The following is a 16,924-nucleotide window of genomic DNA, read 5'->3' as shown; positions in this document are numbered from 1 at the left end:
GGGGACCAGCTGCAGCAAGAGTTCTTCAAGAACCTGCCGGCCGGCTGGGAGGATTTCATCAGGGAGCAGGCCAAGGACGTCGGGGAGATGAGCCCCCAAAAGGAGGCCAAGGCCCTGGAGGAGATCGAGAAAGGGCTGGCGGAGATTGGGAACATGATGGCCAAGCTGGAAATGAACACCGTCAAAGCCAAAAAGCAGACCCTGAAGTTCCGCGAGACCATGAAGGCCGGGTTCATAAAGCTGGAGAAGGTGATCTCGGACCAGACCAAGGGGCTGGAGCGCGGGTCGCTGCAGAAGGAATGCCCCAAGGATGCCGAGGTCATAGAACTGCCCAAGCCGGACAAATCCGTTTTAAAGAAATCAGACATCTTCGACTGCATAGGCGACCGCCAGAGCCGCCGCAAGTACACCGACGATCCGCTGACCTTGGAGGAGCTGTCCTATCTTTTATGGGCCACCCAGGGGATAAAAAAGCTGATGGCCAACGGCAAGGTCGGCCTTCGCACAGTTCCCTCCGGCGGATGCATGCACCCGTTTGAGACATACCTGGCCGTCAACAATGTCAAAGGTTTGAAAAAGGGAATGTACCGCTACCAGCCGGTGGATCACAAGCTGGTGAAACTTTTCACCGTACCGTCGATGCCCAGGAAACTGACCAAGGCGTCCCTGGGACAGACATACGTGGGCAACTGCGCGGTGACCTTCATCTGGAGCGCGGTGACCTTCATCTGGAGCGCGGTGCCGTACAAGACGGAATGGCGCTATTCGTTGGAGGCCAAGAAGATCATCCTGCAGGACTCGGGGCACCTCTGCCAGAACCTGTATCTGGCCTGCGAGTCCATCGGCTGCGGGACATGCGCCATCGGGGCCTATAACCAGAAATTGTTCGACAAACTGTGCCAACTGGACGGCAAGGACGAGTTCGTGGTCTACGTGGCGCCGGTGGGGAAGATAGAAGTTAAGGGTTGAAAGTATGAAGTTTGAAAAGAAGGCGATGAAAAAAACATTTTCACTGGTCATTTTATTGGCTGCCTTGCCGGCGGCGGCCCAGTGGAGCACCAATATAAATTTTGGCTGGGTGGACAATGCCAGCCCTGACTGGGCGGAGAACGGGTTTGACGACAAACCCTTCTCGCTATGGGAGAGCGGCTGGCAGGCCGGTGGCGGACTGGAATACCGTACCAAGGACTGGCTGGCATTTGGCGGCACCGGCTCCTACCAGACATTTAGCAAGCAGCCTGCTGGAAGCGCGGAGATTACTGGGGTAGGCGGACAAACCTTGATCTGGACCGGCCAGGCCTCTTGGCAGGTTCCGGTGAGTCTGTACATTAAGCTGATCAGACCGCGAGCCATCATGGGCACCAACCTAAAATTGGGACTGGGTGTGATGGCCTCGCATGTCGGAAAATTTTACACAGGGTTTGGAGATACTGATTCATATTTAACACCTTTTTCCGAATTGACGGTGTTAACCCCCATGCCCGGAACCGGAGAGACAACTTACCGGCCGTTCGGCCAGGCCAGCCTGGGGATAAAGGTTCCGGTGACCCGCCGCTTTGGGATAACCCTGGATTACGGGTTTTTGATGACCTTCGACCGGATGGTGATGGAGACTCCGCTGGAATTGGGGCTGGCCGTGGGGTGGTAGGTGGTCAATTTGTGAATACCAATCCTCTGTTTCCAGTTGAATGACAGATGAATCGGCGGGGCTTTTTATTTTAGCGCTGGCGAAATAAATCCCGTTATTTGATTTTATCTATTGATATTAAGGCAGATTAGTTCTATAATAGACCCGTTTATTAATTCATTCTTTTATCAGGGGTCAAAGAGATGGTAAAATACAAGGAAAGAAATATCTTCCGGGCCAAGAATGCCAGGATCGAGGTCAAGCCCATCAAAAAACTGAAGCTTTACGGGTTCAACAACCTGACCAAGACCCTCAGTTTCAACATGTACGATATCTGCCATGCCAAGGGGCTCAAATACAGCGAGGACTACATCAAGTACATCGACGAGGAATACAACGCCGCCCGGCTGACCAAGATCCTCAAGGAGGTGGCCTCCATCATCGGGGCCAAGGTGCTGAACATCGCCCAGCAGGACTACGATCCGCAGGGCGCCAGCGTCACCATGCTGATCTCGGAACAGCACATGCAGCTGGACCACCCCGATTTTCCCGATGCCCCGGCCGAGAATATCCAGTCGGAAGCGGTGGCGGGCCACTTGGACAAGAGCCACATCACCGTCCATACCTACCCTGAGAGCCACCCCTACAACGGCATCAGCACCTTCCGGGCCGACATCGACGTCTCCACCTGCGGGGTGATCTCGCCGCTGAAGGCGCTGAATTACCTGCTGGACGCATTTTATTCAGATATCGCCGTGATCGATTACCGGGTGCGGGGATTCACCAGGGACCTCAGCGGACGGAAATATTTCATAGACCACAAGATAAATTCCATCCAGAATTACCTCTACAAGGAGGTCAACAAGGACTACCAGCTGATAGACACAAATGTCTACCACGAGAACATCTTTCACACCAAGATGCTGTTGCGGGATTTCAACATAGACGATTACATCTTCGGCCGGAGCACCAGCAAGCTGAGGGCCCGTGATAAGGTGAACATCAAGAAGAAACTGCTGAAGGAGATGTCGGAGATATTCTTCGCCGAAAACATCTAGTTCAGGCATGCAAAAAGCCGTGGCTTAAGAGCCACGGCTTTTTTTGTTTTGGACGGATCTCTCACCTCCCCACTTCGTTTGTTACAACAACGTGCCTATCTCAGTGCAGGTTCTTTCCGGAAGTTCAGCCTTGGTAGCCGCAGCATACTTTTTTGGGTCAAGGCTCACTGCGGCGAAGTAGGCCATTAGGGAGGGGAAAGTGAGGTCGTTAATTTTACACCCAGATCAGATTCATCAAAAACCCCACCACCAGGGCCCAGCTCAGGGTCAATGCCAGCACCCGGGCGATCCCCCTCCAACCGATCTCCCTGAAAGCCACGAAGAATGTGGCTATGCAAGGCAGGTACAGCACCAGGAACACCGAGGCGATCACCGCCTGCTTGGGCGAAAGGTTAAGAGGCGCCAGCAGGGCGATGGAGATGTCCTTGCGCAAAAATCCGAACAGGATGACGCTGACCGCCTCCCGGGGCAGACCCAGAACGTTCACCACCAGGGGTCTGGCCAGGCGGCCCAGCAATCTTATCGCCCCCAGCATCTCCAGAATATTCACCGCCAGCACCCCCAGCACTATCAGCGGAGTGGCCTCCAGCAAAAAGCTCTTGATCCTCAGCCAGGTCTTCCGGAGAAGGGTTCCGGCGTGGGGCATCTGGTAGGAGGGGATCTCCATGATGATCTCGGGGGATTGGCCCTTCAAAATGCGGTTCAAGAACAGGCTGTTGATCACCGCCACTGCGATCAGCACCCCGAAGGCCAGGAGCACATACCCGATCCCGAAGCCCGACAGCAGGGAGACCATCATGGCCGACTGCGGCAGGCAGGGGGCGGCCATCAATAACAGGGTCAAGGCCAGGATCTTCTCCCGCCGCGATTCCAGCACTCTTAAAGCCAGCACCCCCGGCACCTTGCAGCCGCAGCTTAGCACCAGCGGCAGGGCGGCGTAGCCGTGCAGGCCCAGGCGGTGCATGGTCCGGTCCAGCAGCACCGCCAGGCGGGGCAGGTAGCCGATGTCCTCCAGCACTCCCAGCACCAGATAGAAGGAGACGATGTAGGGCAGAACTATGGCCAGGGGGATGTAGACCCCGGTGGTCAGCGCCCCGAAGGATTGCATGAACTCCGGGGTCTGTCCGGCCAGCAGCTGGCGGATCACCGGCCAGGGAATAAAGGCCACCAGCTTTTGCACCAGCGGGCCGTAAATGTTTATAAAGAAGGGATCCAGCAGATATTTTATCAGCCCCTCTCCCAGCAATCTGATGACCGTAAAGGAGAGCACCATCAGCCCCAGGGCGATCAGCACCCCGGAGAGCGGCCGGACGCTGGCGTCCTCCAGTTTCTCCAGCAGGCTGGGATGCTTGTGGGTTATCCGCTGCACCTCCTGGCTGATGTGCCCGATGATATGCCAGCGCTCCTGGTGGTCGATGGGTTTGAATTCCGAAGGTCTTACCTCCCCCCGTCCTGCTCCGGCCACCGCCGACATCACCTGCTTCAAGCCTTCGCCGGTCACCGCCACCACCGGGATGACCCTGACCCCCAGACGTTGGGCCAGCTCCTGGCAGTTGATGTTGATGCCCTTGTGGCGGGCGATATCCCACTTGTTGAGCACCACGATCAATGGGATCTTCTTCTCCAGCAGCTGGAGGGTCAGATACAGGTTGCGTTCCAGATTGGTGGCGTCCACCACATTGATTATCAGGTCGGCCTGGTCCCGGGTGCAGAAATCGCTGGCCACCTCCTCGGCGCTGCAGGTGGCCTCCAGGGTGTAGGCCCCCGGCACGTCGATCAGCTCCATTCTTTTGCCCTCGGCCCAGATGGCCCCCTTGGAGAACTCCACCGTGGTCCCGGCGTAATTGGATGAGACTGTCCCCAGGCCGGTCAGCCGGGAGAAGACCACGCTCTTTCCCACATTGGGGTTGCCGAACAGCAGGACCTTGAAATCATCGACCTTCACGTTCACGTGCCGGGCCAGGCCCTTGCCGATGGCCACCTGCCCGTTGGATGAGGATACCACCACCGGGCCGAAGTCGGAGACCTTGGTCACCCTAAGTCCGGGGCGAAGCCCCAGCCTCTCCAGCCTGGCCTGGAGACCGTGTCCGCCGGAGATGGATTCGATCCGGGCGGCCTCGCCGTTCTTCAATTCCGTCAAGGTAAGCAGCATAATATCATCTTTGTTTGGGATTGGGGGTTTTTTCTATCTCCTCCAGGTAGGCGTAGCCTTTGTCAATACGGGCGATGGTGATCCGCCCGTCGCTGGTGATGCCCAGATCGGCCTTCTGGTAAGGACCGAAGATCTCGTCGTTCAGCCGGATGTAATACCAGCCGCGGTTCTTGTAAACGAAGCCGAACACCGAGCCGTCCGGCGAATATTTTACCACCGGCATATGGTCGCCGTCAAATCCGCCGTAGACATTCTGGTTTATCTGGACGAACCAGCGGGGCAAAGTGTCCGCCGGCGGTATATTTGCCCGGCCGGGATCACCACTGGCCACCCGGAAGAGATAGGGATTCTCCTTTTGATAGACCAGCCCCACCCTGGAGCCCTCGGGGCTGAGACTGTATTTAGGCTTGCTGGAAAAGCTGTCCAGCAAGGTTCCCTGAAAATCCTCAAAGACCCTTTCGTTGACCTGGGCGAACCACTGGTCCTTGATCTTATACAGGGCCATGAACCGGTTGCCGTCGGGGGAGATATTGAAATATTCCAGCGAATCGTATTTGGACAGCTTGTATCTTGAATAGTCATGCGGCAACCGCCGGGTCTTGGGCGGCTCAGGGTTGCAACCCGAAGTAAGGGTCAATGAAACCATGCCGAATATCAAGACCGGCAGAGATATCTTAAGGTTTTGTTTCACTGGGTTTTTTCCTGGTCGTTTTGGGTTGGGGCGCTTGGTTCAGTTTCTCCAGGTAGGCCAGAACATCGGTCAGGCCGTTCTTCTCGGCTATCTTTAAAAATCTCTGATATCCCTGGGCGTAGATCTTCTCCTGGTTCTGCAGCTTCTCAAGATTCAAGCTGTCGTTGCCCCAGTAAGCGTTCATCAGCGAGGAGATGTATTCGGCAAAGCCTTCCTCCAGCTCCTTGCCCTTGGCGTTGGGATAATAGGCGTCGTGAATGTCGTGGGCCAGTTCGTGGGCGGCTATATTGTAGAAGTACTTGAGGGTCAGATGGGAAAGAATGTAGATCACGAAGGTATCACTGCCCGGCACCTTGGTTTTGGCTGTCTGATAGGTCTTCCATTTGTGACTGTACAGGCCCTGTTCGGAAAAAACCGCTACTCCGGTGATCCTGCCCAGTTCCTGCGCATCCACCAGTTGGAAAGTTATCCTATGATCGGTTGATAGAATCAAATATTTTTTGATATCCTGCCGGACCTGGTTAAAATATTTTTGCCCTTTCTCAAAAGAGACGATTGCCTCCGGCTGGCATTTTTTACAAAGATATCTACCGTCGGCCAATTTTATTTCGGCCCCAGGCAGCCGGCAATTGAGGCATTGGGGCAGGGTGGCGCAGTCATTGCAATAAATATGGCTGTTGATCGCCTTCCAGTTGTTCAATGGTTTTTGGCACAACTCGCACTTGGGTAGGCTGGTCTGATAGCACTCCTGCGAGCAGTACACTTTCGAGGCATCATCGGCAGAGCGAAGCTGTTTTTTGGCGGGTCTGCCGCAGGCGGCGCATCTGGGCAGGGATCGCTCAAAACATCTCTCCGAGCAGAATATCTTGCCGTTGACCCTGAGAAATTCTCCCTGCTTGGTCCCTTCGCCCACCGACTTGCCGCAGACCGAGCATTTGGGCAGGGCCGCCTCGAAGCATTTCTGGGAGCAGTAGGGCTGGCCGTTGTATTCCAGAAAATCCTTGGTGATGGTCTTGCCACAGGTGGCGCAGGTCCTGATTTGGGCCAGCAAAGCGGCGGACATGAGGATCGAAAAAACAAGAGTTAATGAAAACAGAACAATCCTTCGCATTCGGCGTCTCCGTTTGATTGTTAAATTTATGTTTAGCGGATCAGTTTTTTTAGCCCCAGGGTGATCACAAAGATCCCCATGGATATCAGCACGATGGTGGCCCCGGTGGCGGTGGACAGGTAATAGGAGGCGATCAACCCCGATATCCCCGAGGCCAGGCTGATGGCGATGGACCACCAGACATATTGCCGGGTGTTGCCCGAGATGTTGCGGGCGGCGGCGGCCGGCAGTATCAGCATAGAGTTTATCACCAGCAGGCCCACCCACTTGATGGAGACGGTGACCACCACCGCCACCACCAGAGAGAACATGGCCTCTATCAGCCATACCTTTATGCCCCGGCTGCGGGCCAGCGAGGGGTTCAGGCTGATCAGCATCAGCTGGTTGAAATATAGGACCCAGAGGACCGTCACCGCCAGTATCAATACCAGCAGGTTCCTTATCTCAGCCGGGGTGATGCTTAGGATGTCGCCCACCAGGTAGCCGGAGTACCTGGCGAACCCGCCGCCCCGCGACAGGATCACTATCCCCAGGGCCACGGCAAAGGCCATGAACAGTCCGATGACGGTATCGGTCGAGGTCAGGCTGAAGCGCCTCAGCCAGGAGATGGCCAAAGCCAGCAGGCCGGAGAAGATCACCATGGCCCAGGTGGGGTCGGCCAGGCCCATGATGGCGCCCAGGGCGATGCCGGTCAGGGCGGCATGGCCGATGGCGTCGGAGAAGAAGGCCATCTGCTGGTTGATGACCTGGGAGCCCAGCAGGCCGAACAGGTACGATACCAGGATCACCGCCAGCAGGGCCTGCTTCATGAAGGCGAAGCTCAGCCAGTCGAATGGCAGCAGGCCGGTCAACCAGTACCACAGGTTCATGGGCTTTTCTCCAGGTTGCAGCTGATGCATCCCCGGCCGTTCGTATGCTCCGGGCCTATCTCGGGAAAGCTCAGGGCCATTTCCGGAGGCAGGGCAAAGGCCTGGCGGACCGCCCGGTTGGAAAGGACCTCCCGGGGCGTGCCGTCGGCGATGACGGTCCGGTTCAAAAAGACTATCCGGTCGGCGAACTGGGCCACTGTGGCCAGGTCGTGGGATACCAGGATGATGGACAGGTGATAGTCCCGCCGCAGTTGGGAGACCATCTGGTAGAACAGCTCGATGCCGGACAGGTCCACCCCCGAAACCGGCTCGTCCAGCAGCAGCAGGTTGGGCACCGGGGTGATGGCCATGGCCAGCAGCACCCGCTGCAGTTCCCCGCCGGAGAGCTGTCCCAGCTTGCGGTCCAGCAGATGCCCGGCCTGGACCGTGTCCAGAGCCTCTTTGGCCCGGGATGACTGGCTGTGCCCGATGCCCAGCCATACCGGCCGGCGGCCGGCGGCCCCGGCAAAAAGGTCCCTGACGCTGACCGGGGCGGTGGCATCGAATTCCAGCTTCTGGGGAACATAACCCACCAGCGGCCGGTCGGGGCGCTGTCCGGCAGAATCGATGAAATGCAGGTGGCCGGTGTGCGGCACCTCGCCCAGGATGGCCTTGAGCAGGGTGGTCTTGCCGGCCCCGTTGGGGCCGATCACGGCGGTGAACTGGCCGCAGTGGACGTGCAGGTTGACATCCTCCAGTATTCTGTTCTGGCCGAAGGCCACGCCCAGCTTCACCAGCTTGGTGCAGCAATATCCGCAGGATTTATTTGAGGTAATTTTATTATCAACGACCATGGGCGGCTCCGTTCCGGACCTTGTCGAGGCATTTGGCGCAGCGCCCGGTAAGCTGCATCTGCCAGTCGATCACCATGAACTTGTCCTTCAGCTCCTTTTCCAAGGCCCCCAGGATGTTGTCCTCCTTTGCCGTTCCGATCTCCTGGACCTGCCCGCATTGGCTGCAGACCAGATGGATGCCCGGGGTGCCGGCCAGTTCGTAATGGGCGTGGTTCTCCTGCAGGTAATTGCGCTTGACCAGCCCCGAGGCGGTCAGGGCCTGCAGGGAGCGGTAGACGGTAGAGAGGTGGATGTTGCGGCCCTGCGACCGCAGGGTCTGCCAGATCTCCTCGGCCCGCAGGTGCTTCCCCTTGGCCCGTTCCAGGATATCCAGGATGCTGCGCTGGGCCTTGCTGGTTCTGGTTCGGTTTTTCATCGGTCTTATAATGCGAATTATTCGCATTCATTATAATATCCTGGGCCCGGTTTGTCAAGTCTGCATTCAACACAAATCCACAGACACCCCTCTTTTTCTCCTCGAAATTAAAGAAGATGAAGGCTGGGCAAGTACGGTAATGAAAAATCTCTTTGTGCTCTTTTCCGTCACCGTAAGTAAATCCAAATGGGCGGATCCGCCTATGGCGGAGTGGTCAATGGGTCCTGGATCGCTTCGCAGGCATTGGCGAAAGTTTGCCCGCGATGATAAGATCATTTAAATCAGCGTTGATCAGCGTCCCATAGCTTCCCTAAAACCATTTGACAATATTTTTTTTTTAAGGTATCATTACCCGATAACACCATAGCATTTTTATCGTTATAAGGAAATATACCATGGCCAAACTGCAGAAGACCATAGTGGGCGAGGTCAGTTTTTCCGGGGTGGGGGTCCATACCGGGAACGTCACCAAGATAACCTTCAAGCCGGCCCCGGCGGACAGCGGGATCAAGTTCATCCGAAGCGACCTGCCCCAGGCTCCGGAGATCCCGGCCCTGATCGACTACGTGGTGGAGACCGCCCGGGGCACCACCCTGGGGCGGGACGTGGACGGCCAACTGGTCAAGGTCCACACCGTGGAGCATGTCCTGGCGGCGGTGGCCTCGCTGGAGATAGACAACCTCCGGGTGGAGATGGACAACAATGAGCCGCCCATCGGGGACGGTTCCTCCCGTCCCTTCCTGGACATCCTTAAAAAGGCCGGGACGGTGGAGCAGGACGCCCCCCGAAAATATTTCGAACTGCCCCGGATGGTGTCCATCGCCGACGATGAGGTCCAGCTGGTGGCCAATCCGGCCAAGGATTTCCGGATAAGCTTCACCATAGATTTCGACCACCACCTGCTACGCAGCCAGTACGCCTCCTTCGCCATCGACGGGGAAGTGTTCGACAAGGAGCTGGCCGACGCCCGGACCTTCTGCCTGGCCCGGGACGTGGAGATGCTCAGGTCCCAGGGGCTGATCAAGGGCGGCAGCCTGGATTCGGCGGTGGTGATCGGCGAGCAGGGCATAGAGAACAAGGAGCCGCTGCGCTACCCCGACGAATTCGTGCGGCACAAGATACTGGACCTGTTGGGCGATCTGACCCTGCTGGGCATGCCCATCAAGGGGCATGTGATCTCCATCAAGTCCGGGCACCGCTCCAACGTCAAACTGGTCCGGGAGATCAAGAAGGTCTACGACGAGATGGAGCGCCAGAAAAAGGGCCCGGTGTTCGACATCAACGCCATCGCCGGGATGCTGCCGCACCGCTATCCCTTCCTGATGGTGGATCGGATCATAGACCTGGAGGAGGGCAAACGGGTGGTGGGGATCAAGAACGTCACCATCAACGAGCCGTTCTTCCCCGGCCATTTCCCCGACCGGCCAGTATTCCCGGGAGTGTTGATCGTCGAGGCCCTGGCCCAGACCGGGGCGTTCATGATCCTGCATTCGGTGGAGAACTACCACCAGAAACTGCTGTACTTCGCCGCCATCGACAAGGTGCGCTTCCGCAAGCCGGTGGTGCCGGGCGACCAGCTGAGGTTCGAGCTTAAAATGGTGTCGTTCAAGCGGGGGATCTGCAAGATGGAGGGCCAGGCCATGGTGGACGGCCAGGTGGTGTGCGAGGCCGAAATGACCGCGGCGATCGTCGACAGGTAGCGACGTTTGAAACGTTCAAACAAATAAAACCTTTTAAAGCCATATTTGCTAACATGCCAAACAAGATACTTCCCACAGCGAACACTTAATATTGTGCTTCTTTTAAATGATTATTTGAGGGACTAGATCGAAATGAAATGCCCTTATTGCACGGCAGAAATGGTCAGGGGTTATATATATGGAGACAGATATAAGTTGAAATGGCTGCCGGAAGAAAAAAGTTTGTTGCTTGGGCTTTGGGCCATAGGCAGCATTAAATTGGGCGAATTTGCAGGGTTCGGAAGACCCAAAGTTGGGGCAAATATGTGTCAGGCCTGCCGCAAATTTATTATCGATATGTAAGCTGAGCCACAAACAAACCTGACATATAATTATTTTATCTTTTACCTTTTCACCCGTTACAATAATTACAACTTTTATATCATTTGGGACATGTCCATCAAAATCCATCCCACTGCAATCATAGACCCGTCAGCCAAGATCGGCCCCTACAGCATCATCGGGCCGGAATGCGTCATCGGCGACAACTGCCATGCTCATGTATATAACACGTTCAATAACAAATCACGATGAATATTAAAAACCGTCCAAATCATAAGATATACATTCAGGCGCTCCGGAACATGTCGCCCGAAAAAAGGCTGCTAAAGGCATTTGAGCTGTCTGAATTTGCCGGGCAACTTTTTATTCATGGATTACGCAAGAGATTTCCAAATCTGGGCGACAAGGAATTAAAAAAAATACTTTTGGAGCGTCTGGATAAATGTCACAACAGGAATTATTAAAGAGGGTCATTAAATCGCTGGATCAAGCTGGGATCCAATATATGATAACAGGCTCTGTTGTATCAAGCTTGCAAGGCGAACCGCGCTTGACCCATGACATAGATCTGGTCATTGCCATTCAAAGATCAGCCGCAAAGAAATTGTCCGAAGCTTTCCCGCCGCCCGATTTTTATTTGGATGAAAAGAGCATTCTCGAGGCGATTGCCAGGCAGGGCATGTTTAATTTAATTGATGTAACCACCGGAGATAAAGTTGATTTTTGGATATTGACCGACGAACCTTTTGACCGGTCGCGTTTTTTACGCAAGATCAGCGAAGAGTTTATGGGCGTAAAAATGCAAGTTTCAACCCCGGAGGATACAATTTTAGCCAAATTGAGATGGTCTAAACTTTCCGGTGGAAGTGAAAAACAATTTACCGACGCCCTGCGGGTTTATGAAGTGCAGTATGGTAAATTAAACCTGGGTTATTTGGAACAGTGGGCAAAAATATTAGAGGTTGAATCACTATGGAAGCGGTTAGCGGAAGAAGCGGAAACAGTGTGATTGGCGCACGGCAGCTAACAGCATCGCGGCCAAAAATGCCCCTTGGTTTACAAGAAAAGCCGGGCGGATTTCCGGCGGTTCCCTGTCATTTCGGTTTGAAGATTATAATCATTTCCAACCTTTAAATCATTTAGAACATGTCCATCAAAATCCATCCCACTGCAATCATAGACCCGTCAGCCAAGTTAGGCAACGATGTGGAGATCGGTCCCTACAGCATCATCGGACCGGAGTGCGTCATCGGCGACAACTGCCAGGTCGGCTCCTCGGTGGCCATCCACCGCTGGACCGAGCTGGGAGAAGGCTGCCGGGTGTGGCACGGGGCCTCTTTGGGAGGCGACCCCCAGGACCTCAAGTTCAAGGGGGGCCGGACCACGGTCAAAATAGGCAGGAATACCGTGATCCGCGAATATGCCACCATCAATCTCTCCACCGACGAGGGGGATGTCACCCTGGTGGGCGACAACTGTTTCCTGATGGCCTACTGCCATATCGCCCACGAATGCACGGTGGGAAAAAATGTCATCCTGGCCAACTCCGCCACCCTGGCCGGCCATGTGACGGTGGAGGATTACGCCATTATCGGCGGACTGACCCCCGTGCACCAGTTCTCCCGGGTGGGATGCTACTGCATGATCGGGGGTTCCTCCGCCGTCCAGAAGGACGTGCTGCCCTACACCAAGGCCTTCGGCAATCCCTTGGGCATGTACGGGCTTAACTCGGTCGGCCTGGCCCGCCGCGGCTTCAGCCAGGAGCAACGGGACCTGATAGAGAAAGCCTACCGCCTTATCTTCCGCTCCAACCTGAACACCACCCAGGCCCTGAGCCGCATCAAAGAAAGCCTGCCGATGTCCCCGGAGATCAGGCACATCGTGGAGTTCATCGAAAGCTCGGCCCGGGGAATAACCAAATAGAGCCTTCCGGACCGTCAAGGCCCCGTATCAGTTATGATATGGGGCTTTCTGTTGGCCAGGACTGATTTTATTTGTAACTTTACACTTGATATTGGATATGTTTTACAGTAATATATTTACAACGAAAGGCGTGAATTTATGAAAACAAAACTGGACATTGCCAAGAACTGGCTGCCCCGCTACACCGGTATGGAGCTGAACGAATTCGGCGACTATATCCTGCTCACCAATTTCGACGATTACATTCAGAGCTTCGCCGAGCGGTTCAACTGCGAGATTAAGGGGCTGGGGCGCCCCATGCAGGCCGCCACCAACCCGGCCGGGCTGTCGATAGTGAATTTCGGCATGGGCAGCCCCAACATCGCCACGGTGATGGACCTGCTGGTGGCCCGCCATCCCAAAGGGGTGCTGTTCCTGGGCAAGTGCGGCGGGCTTAAAAAGACCACCGAGCTGGGGCATTTCATCCTGCCCATCGGGGCCATCCGGGGCGAGGGGACCAGCAACGATTACCTGCCGCATGAGGTGCCGGCCCTGCCGTCTTTCAAACTGCACAAATTCGTCTCCGACAAGCTCAAACAGCGGAAGCTGGACTACCGCACCGGGGTGATCTACACCACCAACCGCCGGGTGTGGGAATGGGACGCCGAATTCAAGAGGTATTTGCGGAAGCTGACCGCCATCGGCATAGACATGGAGACCGCCACCCTGTTCATCGTGGGCCACGCCAACCAGATCGCCCGGGGCGCCCTGCTGATGGTGTCGGACATTCCCATGGTGCCCCACGGGATCAAGACCGAGAAGAGCGACCGGGAGGTGACCAAAAGATTCAGCAAGATACATCTGGAGATCGGAATCGAAAGCATGACCGACATCGGCCAGAAGGGCGAGAAGATCAAGCATTTCCAGTACTAGGTTTAATGGAACGCAGATCACGCTGATTTAATTGGATTCAGACGGATATTTTACAGCAGGTATAAGAATGAAAAAGGTTTTACTTTTCACGAGCATCATTTTATCGGGGCTGGTTTCACTATCAACGGCCTCCCAGGTGATGATCATCCGGGTGGAGGACGCCATCAGTCCGGCCTCGGCCCGCTTTATGGTCCAGTCAATAGAAAAGGCCCGGGATCAGAAGGCGGAATGCCTGATCATAGAGATGGACACACCCGGCGGGCTGGATCAGTCCATGCGCCAGGTGATCAAGGCCATCATGGCCTCCAAGGTTCCGGTGGTGGTGTTCGTGGCCCCGCAGGGATCGCGGGCGGCCTCGGCCGGGGCGTTCATCACGATGGCCTCACACGTGGCGGCCATGTCGCCGGGCAGCAGCATCGGGGCGGCCCATCCGGTATCCGTCGGCACCGGGCAGATGGACAGCACCATGTCCGGCAAGGTGACCAACGACGCCGCGGCCTACATCCGATCCATCGCCGAGAAGCGGGGGCGCAACATCGCCTGGGCCGATTCTGCGGTGCGTAGCAGCGTTTCCTTATCCGAGACCGAAGCGCTCAAGCGGAAAGTGATAGACCTGATCGCCGACGATACCGAAGCCCTGCTGGTTTTTCTGGAAGGCAGGCAGGTGGTGATGGGCCAGGATACGGTGGTGTTGCATACCAAGGGGGCGGAAAAGGTCCAGGTGGAGATGAACTGGCGGGACAGGATCCTGTCCATTATCTCCAATCCCAATATCGCCTACATTCTGTTCATGGCCGGACTGCTGGGGCTGTATTTTGAGTTCTCCAATCCTGGGGCCATCTTTCCCGGGGTGGTGGGAGCCATATCGCTGATTCTGGCCTTCTTCTCGTTCCAGACCCTGCCGGTCAATTATGCCGGGATGCTGCTGATAATTCTGGCCATTGTGTTGTTCATCTTAGATGTAAAGATAGCCTCGCACGGAATACTTAGCATAGGAGGTATAGTTGCCATGTTTTTAGGATCGGTGATGCTTTTTCAGACGCCGGACCCGGCCATGAGAGTCTCGTTGCAGGTGATCATTCCGGTGGTGCTGGTGACCGCGGCCTTCTTCATCATCGGGGTCTGGCTGTCCATAAAGACATTGAGGACCAGGCCGGTCTCCGGCGACAAGGGCCTGCTGGGACGGGAGGGCGACGCCCGGACGGTTGTCAACAAGGACGGCGGCAGCGTATTCGTGGAGGGCACCCATTGGAACGCCTGGTCGGATGCTGAGATACCCGAGGGAGCCAAGGTCAGGGTGGTGGAAGTGAAGGGAATGAGGCTGAAAGTCATAAAGAGCGAGTAGCGGAAAGCGTAAAGCGGATAGGGAACGGAGAAATGCATGTATAGCACTAAAAGTTTTGCCGACCTTATCGTTTGGCAAAAATCATATAAATTGTGTATTGAGATATATAAAATAACCAAGGCGTTTCCCAGCCAGGAAAATTTCGGTCTGACCTCCCAGATCAGGAGGTGTTCGGTCTCAATTCCCTCAAATATTGCCGAGGGCTATGCACGCAAAAATCGCAAGGAATATATTCAATTTTTATATACGGCAAATGGTTCATTGGCAGAACTGCAGACGCAATTGATGCTTTCGAAAGATATTGGCTATTTAAAGGAAAATGATTTTACAAGCTTATATTCCCTATCGCAGGAAATCGGCAGAATGCTCTGGAAAATGATAGTTGGCTTGAGACAAAAAGAACCTTAACGCTAAGCGCTTTACGCTAAACGCTTAAATAATCAACATTCATAAAGGAGAAAAACCATGACAGGTTACATTGTTCTAATTATCTTCGTGCTGTTCATCCTGGTCAATACCATCAAGATCCTGCGGGAGTACGAGCGGGGCGTGGTATTCCGGCTGGGCCGCTATGTGGGCACCCGGGGCCCGGGGCTGATCATCCTGATCCCCATGTTCGAAAAGATGGTCAAGGTGACCCTGCGCACCATCGCCCTGGACGTGCCGGCCCAGGAGGTGATCACCAAGGACAACGTCTCGGTGAAGGTCAACGCCGTGATGTACTTCCAGGTGTTCCAGCCCGACAAGGCCATCATCGCGGTGGAGGATTACATGTATGCCACCAGCCAGATGGGCCAGACCACCCTGCGTTCCATCCTGGGCGAGCACGAACTGGACGAACTGCTCTCCAACCGGGAGAAGATCAACCAGACCCTGCAGAAGGTGATCGACGAACGCACCGATCCCTGGGGCATCAAGGTGCAGGCGGTGGAGGTCAAGGATGTGGACCTGCCGGAGGGCATGCGCCGGGCCATGGCCAAGCAGGCCGAGGCCGAGCGCGAACGCCGGGCCAAGGTGATCCACGCCGACGGCGAGTTCCAGGCCTCGTCCAAACTGCGGGATGCGGCCTCGGTGATGGCCCAGGAGCCTGTGACCGTCCAGCTGCGCTACCTGCAGACCCTGACCGAGATCGCGGTGGAGAAGAATTCCACCATCATCTTCCCGTTACCGATAGAGTTCATGAAGTACTTTACCCAGATAATTGACAAGAACGAGAAGAAGGCGTAAAGGGAAAACAGAAGCGGCGGCCATTACTGGCCGCCGCTTTGACTTGGGTGTCCTCGCCTTGTAGATGATTCCTTTATAAACCATCTACCTAGCGGGATTTGAACCCGCAACCCTTCCCTTAGCAGGGGAACGCTCTATCCAGTTGAGCTATAGGTCTGCATTAAATATAATAAATATTTAACTGTTTGTCAAGTGTTATTTAAATTCATTATTGTTATTTTAAATATTTTATATATACTTAATAATCAACGAGTTACGTATTGAATATGCCTAACACATTATCAAATGTGTATTATAATGTTAGGCAACGGGGAAAAATTAAATGTTGACATTTCTTGCCTAACATTATATAATGAAAACAAACATTTGTTAGGCATATTATATGGCTTATTACATTTTAAGCAACATGCTTAAAGAGGAACTGGCGCGGTTACGGGTACTTGAAAAAAAATACATAGAGTATATTAACCAGTGCCCCAAGGGCAGCATTGCCGTAAAAAAAAGGAGTAATGCTGCTTATGCCTATTTGGCCTACCGGGATAAGGACCGGATAATATTCAAATACCTAGGGCCATACGATTCGGACAAAGTCAAAGAACTGCGGCAAAAACTGGCAAAATGCCGGGAATATATTATAAATTTAAAATCGGTGAGAAATGACATCCGAGACATCAAGCGAATCCTCGCCCTCAAGTCAATTACAAGACCTTGAAAATTTTTTACAACTGCTTCATGATAAC

19 protein-coding genes and 1 tRNA gene are annotated in these 16,924 nt (G+C 54.7%); 13 read left to right on the top strand and 7 right to left on the bottom strand.

All coding sequences use genetic code 11. From position 1 onward, the window contains the following. The first annotated feature begins 171 nt into the window (after nucleotides 1-171). From A2273_03060 to A2273_03050, 3 genes are all read left to right on the top strand, one after another. Nucleotides 172-969 carry a hypothetical protein gene (locus A2273_03060; protein ID OGF08009.1) on the top strand — a complete coding sequence of 266 codons (798 nt, stop codon included), beginning with the start codon at nucleotides 172-174 and terminating at the stop codon, nucleotides 967-969. A gap of 4 nt (nucleotides 970-973) precedes the next feature. Next, nucleotides 974-1,648 carry a hypothetical protein gene (locus A2273_03055; GenBank protein ID OGF07461.1) on the top strand — a complete coding sequence of 225 codons (675 nt, stop codon included), beginning with the start codon at nucleotides 974-976 and terminating at the stop codon, nucleotides 1,646-1,648. Nucleotides 1,649-1,878: 230 nt separating this feature from the next. Then, a complete protein-coding gene (locus A2273_03050; protein OGF08008.1) occupies nucleotides 1,879-2,685 on the top strand; it encodes an S-adenosylmethionine decarboxylase in 807 nt (268 codons plus the stop codon). 214 nt (nucleotides 2,686-2,899) lie between these two features. Here the strand turns inward: A2273_03050 and A2273_03045 are convergent, their stop codons facing one another. The 6 genes from A2273_03045 to A2273_03020 form a co-directional block, all read right to left on the bottom strand. Then, nucleotides 2,900-4,630, bottom strand: coding sequence for a ferrous iron transporter B (locus tag A2273_03045; protein ID OGF08007.1), 1,731 nt, complete (start codon nucleotides 4,628-4,630; stop codon nucleotides 2,900-2,902). A 211-nt stretch (nucleotides 4,631-4,841) separates the two neighbouring features. After that, nucleotides 4,842-5,528, bottom strand: coding sequence for a hypothetical protein (locus A2273_03040; protein OGF07460.1), 687 nt, complete (start codon nucleotides 5,526-5,528; stop codon nucleotides 4,842-4,844). Further along, nucleotides 5,512-6,639, bottom strand: a complete 1,128-nt coding sequence (locus A2273_03035; protein OGF07459.1) for a hypothetical protein — start codon at nucleotides 6,637-6,639, stop codon at nucleotides 5,512-5,514. The genes A2273_03040 and A2273_03035 overlap by 17 nt, the downstream gene beginning before the upstream one ends. Nucleotides 6,640-6,671: 32 nt before the next feature. Next, complete coding sequence (locus A2273_03030) at nucleotides 6,672-7,508, bottom strand: ABC transporter (protein OGF07458.1); 837 nt, start codon at nucleotides 7,506-7,508, stop codon at nucleotides 6,672-6,674. Next, nucleotides 7,505-8,341 (bottom strand): ABC transporter ATP-binding protein, encoded by an 837-nt coding sequence (locus tag A2273_03025; protein OGF07457.1) that lies wholly within the window; start codon nucleotides 8,339-8,341, stop codon nucleotides 7,505-7,507. The genes A2273_03030 and A2273_03025 overlap by 4 nt, the downstream gene beginning before the upstream one ends. Next, a complete protein-coding gene (locus tag A2273_03020; GenBank protein OGF07456.1) occupies nucleotides 8,331-8,756 on the bottom strand; it encodes a hypothetical protein in 426 nt (141 codons plus the stop codon). Before A2273_03020 ends, A2273_03025 begins: the two co-directional genes overlap by 11 nt. Here A2273_03020 and A2273_03015 point away from each other — a divergent pair. From A2273_03015 to A2273_02975, 9 genes are all read left to right on the top strand, one after another. Further along, the gene (locus tag A2273_03015) at nucleotides 8,731-9,036 is read left to right on the top strand and encodes a hypothetical protein (GenBank protein ID OGF07455.1); all 306 of its coding nucleotides are present in this window, start codon (nucleotides 8,731-8,733) and stop codon (nucleotides 9,034-9,036) included. The genes A2273_03020 and A2273_03015 overlap by 26 nt on opposite strands. A gap of 115 nt (nucleotides 9,037-9,151) precedes the next feature. Beyond that, on the top strand, nucleotides 9,152-10,456 hold the full coding sequence (locus A2273_03010) for a hypothetical protein (protein ID OGF07454.1): 1,305 nt from the start codon (nucleotides 9,152-9,154) through the stop codon (nucleotides 10,454-10,456). Nucleotides 10,457-10,588: 132 nt separating this feature from the next. Then, complete coding sequence (locus A2273_03005) at nucleotides 10,589-10,798, top strand: hypothetical protein (GenBank protein ID OGF07453.1); 210 nt, start codon at nucleotides 10,589-10,591, stop codon at nucleotides 10,796-10,798. Between the two features lie 421 nt (nucleotides 10,799-11,219). Further along, a complete protein-coding gene (locus A2273_03000; GenBank protein OGF07452.1) occupies nucleotides 11,220-11,786 on the top strand; it encodes a hypothetical protein in 567 nt (188 codons plus the stop codon). 137 nt (nucleotides 11,787-11,923) lie between these two features. Beyond that, nucleotides 11,924-12,700, top strand: a complete 777-nt coding sequence (locus tag A2273_02995; protein ID OGF07451.1) for an acyl-[acyl-carrier-protein]--UDP-N-acetylglucosamine O-acyltransferase — start codon at nucleotides 11,924-11,926, stop codon at nucleotides 12,698-12,700. A 138-nt stretch (nucleotides 12,701-12,838) separates the two neighbouring features. Then, entirely contained in the window at nucleotides 12,839-13,612 is a 774-nt protein-coding gene (locus A2273_02990) for an AMP nucleosidase (protein ID OGF07450.1), read from the top strand. A 67-nt stretch (nucleotides 13,613-13,679) separates the two neighbouring features. Continuing rightward, nucleotides 13,680-14,957, top strand: a complete 1,278-nt coding sequence (locus tag A2273_02985) for a serine protease (GenBank protein OGF07449.1) — start codon at nucleotides 13,680-13,682, stop codon at nucleotides 14,955-14,957. Nucleotides 14,958-14,993: 36 nt separating this feature from the next. After that, nucleotides 14,994-15,365, top strand: a complete 372-nt coding sequence (locus A2273_02980) for a four helix bundle protein (protein OGF07448.1) — start codon at nucleotides 14,994-14,996, stop codon at nucleotides 15,363-15,365. 57 nt (nucleotides 15,366-15,422) lie between these two features. Next, entirely contained in the window at nucleotides 15,423-16,184 is a 762-nt protein-coding gene (locus A2273_02975; GenBank protein OGF07447.1) for a hypothetical protein, read from the top strand. Nucleotides 16,185-16,267: 83 nt separating this feature from the next. Here A2273_02975 and A2273_02970 read toward each other — a convergent pair. After that, nucleotides 16,268-16,341 (bottom strand) — tRNA-Ser (locus tag A2273_02970). Between the two features lie 225 nt (nucleotides 16,342-16,566). On the opposite strand from A2273_02970, the gene A2273_02965 reads away from it, so the two are divergent. Further along, nucleotides 16,567-16,896 (top strand): hypothetical protein, encoded by a 330-nt coding sequence (locus A2273_02965; GenBank protein ID OGF07446.1) that lies wholly within the window; start codon nucleotides 16,567-16,569, stop codon nucleotides 16,894-16,896. Nucleotides 16,897-16,924 lie beyond the last annotated feature (28 nt).

The organism is Candidatus Edwardsbacteria bacterium RifOxyA12_full_54_48 (assembly GCA_001777915.1).
Taxonomy (GTDB): domain Bacteria; phylum Edwardsbacteria; class AC1; order AC1; family EtOH8; genus UBA2226.
The sequence above is the reverse complement of the archived record's forward strand: the minus strand, read 5'-3'. Positions and strand labels throughout refer to the sequence as shown.